Genomic DNA, 4905 nt, shown 5'->3' with positions numbered 1-4905 from the left:
AAAGAATATCCGTTTCAGGGCGGTGGCTGTTACTTGCTTATGGGACGTGTAGAAGTGGATTATCATTTTCCCACCATAACTATTTCTAAAATGACCAAAATGCCTTTTGTTGCTGATCCCAGATATTCCAATACAACGGACAGAGCCTACAAAGTACACCAACAACTGCGTGAAGATATAAGTATGACCCATCGGGCTCCTTATCCGCAGGAAAACGAAATCCATTTGCCTCGCCATAAAATGACAAATAGTAATCCATAAAAGTGAAATGAAATTAGCAATCATTTGATAATTTTGTAATCTGGTGACTGAAATGAAAAAACTCGAATATGCCATAGTAGATATCGAAACCACAGGCGAAAATGCCAGTGGAAGTCGTATTACTGAAATTGCTATTATCATTCATGACGGAACAACGGTACTCGAACGCTTTGAAACACTGATAAACCCACAAAAAGAGATACCGCTTGCTATTTTTGCCTTAACAGGTATTACGAATGAAATGGTAGCCGATGCACCCATTTTTGACGAGGTGGCGGAGAAAATAAAACTACTGCTTAGTGACCGTGTCTTTGTCGCCCATAACGTAAACTTCGACTACTCGTTTGTTCGTCATGAATTGGAGAAATCGGGATTTAAATGGACTGCCCGGAAACTTTGTACGGTGAGAGCAGCCAGAAAAATCAAACCCGGATTGGGGTCCTATAGTCTAGGAAAACTCTGTACGGCTCTGAACATTCCTTTAGAGAACAGACACCGTGCAGGTGGTGATGCGGATGCTACGGCTATTCTTTTTACACTATTACAGCAATGGGATTCTGAAAATGTAATTCCAACGATGCTTAAAAATACCTCTCAGGATCAACGTTTACCTCCTAACGTTCCACCAAAAGACTTTGAACAATTACCCGATAAACCCGGCATTTATTACTTCTATAATCAAAACAAAAAAGTAATCTATGTGGGTAAGGCTGTGAATATGAAAAAAAGAGTAGCTTCTCATTTTAGTGGTCATAAAGTTAATTCGCAAAGACAACACTTTCTGCGCGAGATTTATGCTATTTCTTTTGAAACCTGTGCTACTGAACTCATGGCTTTGATTTTAGAGTGTCATGAGATTCAAAAGCTCTGGCCTCTATACAATCGCGCTTTAAAACGCTTTGAACCTCAATTTGGTCTCTATCATTATGAAGCCCGTAACGGTTATCAATATCTGGCTATTGGAAAACGAAACACATTATATGCCTGTTTAGAAACTTTCAATAGTCGCTATGAAGCAATTAACAAGCTCAGAAATCTCGCTGAGCAGTTTGAAATTGATCAAAAGTTTTGTCACTATGCAACGATTAATGAAGGGGCTGCTGTACGTCCCAATAGGCTGTTGGAGCTTCCCGATGTTAACCAACACAACCGGCAGATTGAAAATGCTATTGCTTTTTTGCGTAATAGTAAAAAAAGTTTTGCTATAATAGATAAAGGGCGTTCTGACGACGAGCGTAGTTGCCTCTGGATCGAAAAGGGACATTTTTATGGCATGGGCTATCTATCTTTAGATACTGTTCTTACCGGGATTTCAGAAATAAAAGAAGTGGTTACTCCTTCTCGAAGTAATCATTACATCATGCAGTTAATTAATAGCTTCATAAAAAAATATCCCTCAAAAGTTTTCTTCCAATAACTTTTTTAAATTAAATATCCCAAATTATACATGGATTCAAATAAATTAACTCGTTTTCTGGAAGCACAAAACCAGGTGTATTTAAAAGCACTTTCAGAAATCAAAAAAGGACAGAAAGAAACGCACTGGATGTGGTTTGTTTTTCCTCAACTCAAAGGTTTGGGCTTGAGCAAGACTTCTGTATTTTATGGAATTAACGATTTAAACGAAGCTCAACGCTATCTCTCTCATCCTGTACTGGGAAAACATCTGATTGAAATTTCTACAGCATTATCAGCCTTAAAAGATAAAACTGCTACAGCGGTTTTTGGTTCTCCTGACAATTTAAAACTCCACTCTTCGATGACATTATTTGCTGCTGTCCCTAATGCAAATCCGGTTTTTGCACAGGTGTTGGATACCTACTTTGATGGAGTTCCTGACAACCGTACACTGGAATTATTACAAAAAAAATAATTTTTTTCTTATTACTCCTCAACAATACCAGACTGTTTAGTCATGGTATTGCTACTTAACTCTTGTTATGGGCGCTACTTTTGGGTTGCTGTAGAACGATAGCTTATTCAAATATTTTTTTTAAGTCTGGTTTTCATGCTGAAACGGACTAAAAGGGCAGCTAAGATAGTAACGCCCCACTACCTCGTGCGCATAATGAGCTGCACTGCATTGGCTCACCCTTTGGGACTTATAGCCCGATGTACCGGATGCGCTACTTGAATCTGGCTTTCTTTTTTTCCGTTTTTTCTTTTGAAAACTTTTTTTGGTAACGGTTAAAGAGAAACAAAAATAGTAGTAACTCTTAATTCTCAAAGCTATGGAAATCATTGGACGATTAACCGCAGACGCCACTGTTCATAAGGTGGGCAACAACAAAGAAGTAGTCAATTTTAGTATCGCTGTAAATGACCATTACAAACCTAAAGGCAGTACTGAAACCAAAGAAATTGTAACCTATATCGAATGTTCGTACTGGCTCAACACCAAGCTTGCCCAATGGCTTAAAAAAGGGACTCTGGTAGCACTCTTCGGACGTATCGGTCTGAGTGTGTACTTAAGCAATAAGGGCGAGGCTAAAGGAAGCCTGAACTTTCATACCAATACTATCAAATTTCTTGTCTTTTCCAAAAAGCAACAGCAAACCAATCTTAATGAGGTTTCGATAAATCCCCATAATGAAAAAGAACCGGATGACCTGCCTTTTTAATAGTTGTTAACCAACATGTATAAGCCTAAAAAATCAAGTTATGAAAGCCTTTAACAAAACCTCTTATCGAATCTATGAAGTAAGCAGCGTATTCAATAAAATTATTCTATCTCATATAGAAAGCTATGACGGCTCTAAAAAACAAAAGCTAAAAGCCTTTTTGAATGACCTTAAACAGGCTGGCTGTATCAGCGGAATGATTGGAGAATTCATCTATCACAGCGATTGTAAAGCCTTTTACATCGCTCATCTGGAGGACTTGGAAAGTATTAAAACGGATGTAGAAGCCTCTCTGGGCGACTCTATAGCAAACCGATACGAACTGCCTCATTACACTTTTATGTGTTGGCTCTGCTTTGAAGAATATTGTTTTGACCTCTATGTAAACATCTTCGAATAATGCTACTGAAAATTTAATCTCATTATCATGAAAGTATCTGAAAACTTTAAAGCTATCATAGCTAATTATCTTCAGCAAAAGGCAACTACTGATGTTGCCTTTGCTCCTGCTTTGGAAAAAACATCCAAAAGCCTGGACAATTGTATCCATTACATCCTAACTGAAGTCAAAAAAACAGGTTTATGTGCCTTTGCTGACAACGAAATATTTGATATGGCTGTCCAATATTACAACGATGACACTATAATCCCAACGGAAAACAAACACAATGTCAACATACAACACACCGCAACGCCTGATTTGTTTACGACTCCTATTGCAGCTACTCCAAAAACAACAGAAAAAAGGACTGTCCTTCCAACCCCTCAATCGAATCAAACCACCTTAACACTTTTTGACTGATGATACCTAAAACCAAAATAGAAAAAGAAATTACGGCATTAAGTGCTTCACTAACTCCTATCAATACCGAAATGAAAAAATGGGCAGAACAAAACATCTTTCTCAAATGGGCGGCTCTATCAAGAGGCAAATTTCACTGTCTGGAATGTGCGCATTCTTGGAAACCTGACACTAAAAACACAGCTTGCCAAAATTTCACAAAGTGTACTGCCTGTAACGGTAAACTGAAAATGTTCCAATACAATCAGGTGCATTTTCACGAAATCGAATATTCAGCTGTTTTAGACACCAAAGCGAACTTTCAAGTGGTACGTATCATTTGTTCTTATAAAGAAATGAAAAAAAATTGTATGCCTACTTACACCCACAAAGAAGTGATGCAGCATTGGATTAATGCAAAAGGTGAAACACGTAGTGTATCACTTAATACTAACCTATTTTCACAGGCTTATGATGCCTGGAAACTGCATTCTACTCTTGAAATTCGTCCAAAGAGTTTTCTAGACACTCCTAAGTACACTATCAATCCCTACAAGGTTTTTCCTAAAATGAAAATCCTGCCCATCCTAAAACGGAACGGATTTAAATCTTCTTGTTACAAAATAGCACCGCAACTTTTATTTACTGCTATTTTAAGTGATTCCATTGCCGAAACACTTTTAAAATCGGGGCAAACGGCTATGCTCTATTATTATATCCAAACCTCTAGACAACGTATCAAAGAAAATTGGAAAGCGGTTAAAACCTATTTGAAGCACCATTATATTATTGAAGATTATGATTTATGGTTTGATTATATCGAACTGCTGCATTGGTTTAAAAAAGACCTTTGTAATCCTGCTTTAGTTTGTCCTGAAAACCTCCATCAGTCACATGATAAATTGGTCTTGAAGAAAAGAGCCATTCAACGAAAAGAGTACCTTGAAAAAATGCGTGCCGAAATTGCAAAGGCGCAAGCTTCATATACAGAGGAGAAAAAAACTTTTTTTGGATTAACTTTTTCAAATGAAAATCTCAAAATCGCTGTATTAGAAAACGTTCAGGATTTTTTAAAAGAGGGAGACGCTTTACATCATTGTCTTTTTACTAATGAATATTTCAAGAAAAAAGATTCGTTAATCTTCTCTGCCCAAATGGGTAACATCCCCATAGAAACCATAGAAGTTTCTCTTTCTAAAATGAAAATTGTTCAATGCAGAGGACTGAAAAACAAAAACTCAA

Annotated in this window: 7 protein-coding genes; all 7 read left to right on the top strand. The window is 37.3% G+C overall.

From position 1 onward, the window contains the following. Window positions 1–261: hypothetical protein (locus tag ACSV4D_RS17930; RefSeq protein WP_439229360.1), on the top strand; the 261-nt coding region annotated here is incomplete at its 5' end. A 52-nt stretch (window positions 262–313) separates the two neighbouring features. Further along, window positions 314–1678, top strand: coding sequence for an exonuclease domain-containing protein (locus ACSV4D_RS17925; RefSeq protein WP_439229359.1), 1365 nt, complete (start codon window positions 314–316; stop codon window positions 1676–1678). Between the two features lie 30 nt (window positions 1679–1708). After that, complete coding sequence (locus tag ACSV4D_RS17920) at window positions 1709–2134, top strand: DUF1810 domain-containing protein (protein WP_408082142.1); 426 nt, start codon at window positions 1709–1711, stop codon at window positions 2132–2134. Between the two features lie 358 nt (window positions 2135–2492). Beyond that, entirely contained in the window at window positions 2493–2882 is a 390-nt protein-coding gene (locus ACSV4D_RS17915) for a single-stranded DNA-binding protein (protein WP_439229358.1), read from the top strand. Window positions 2883–2922: 40 nt separating this feature from the next. Beyond that, window positions 2923–3282, top strand: coding sequence for a DUF7222 domain-containing protein (locus ACSV4D_RS17910; RefSeq protein ID WP_439229357.1), 360 nt, complete (start codon window positions 2923–2925; stop codon window positions 3280–3282). 27 nt (window positions 3283–3309) lie between these two features. After that, the gene (locus ACSV4D_RS17905; protein WP_439229356.1) at window positions 3310–3684 is read left to right on the top strand and encodes a PcfK-like family protein; all 375 of its coding nucleotides are present in this window, start codon (window positions 3310–3312) and stop codon (window positions 3682–3684) included. Then, window positions 3684–4905, top strand: a 1222-nt coding sequence (locus tag ACSV4D_RS17900; protein WP_439229355.1) for a PcfJ domain-containing protein, incomplete at its 3' end; no start/stop codon positions are given. The genes ACSV4D_RS17905 and ACSV4D_RS17900, both read left to right, overlap by 1 nt.

The sequence above is a fragment of the Flavobacterium sp. ARAG 55.4 genome (genome assembly GCF_051846875.1).
Taxonomy (GTDB): domain Bacteria; phylum Bacteroidota; class Bacteroidia; order Flavobacteriales; family Flavobacteriaceae; genus Flavobacterium; species Flavobacterium plantiphilum.
Note: the sequence above shows the minus strand (reverse complement) of the source record. Positions and strands in the feature narration are given on the sequence as shown.

Excerpts from the sequence above, each read along its gene's own strand:
- ACSV4D_RS17915 (WP_439229358.1), top strand. The coding sequence starts at position 2,493 with ATGGAAATCATTGGACGATTAACCGCAGACGCCACTGTTCATAAGGTG.
- ACSV4D_RS17905 (WP_439229356.1), top strand. The coding sequence starts at position 3,310 with ATGAAAGTATCTGAAAACTTTAAAGCTATCATAGCTAATTATCTTCAG.
- ACSV4D_RS17920 (WP_408082142.1), top strand. The coding sequence starts at position 1,709 with ATGGATTCAAATAAATTAACTCGTTTTCTGGAAGCACAAAACCAGGTG.
- ACSV4D_RS17910 (WP_439229357.1), top strand. The coding sequence starts at position 2,923 with ATGAAAGCCTTTAACAAAACCTCTTATCGAATCTATGAAGTAAGCAGC.
- ACSV4D_RS17925 (WP_439229359.1), top strand. The coding sequence starts at position 314 with ATGAAAAAACTCGAATATGCCATAGTAGATATCGAAACCACAGGCGAA.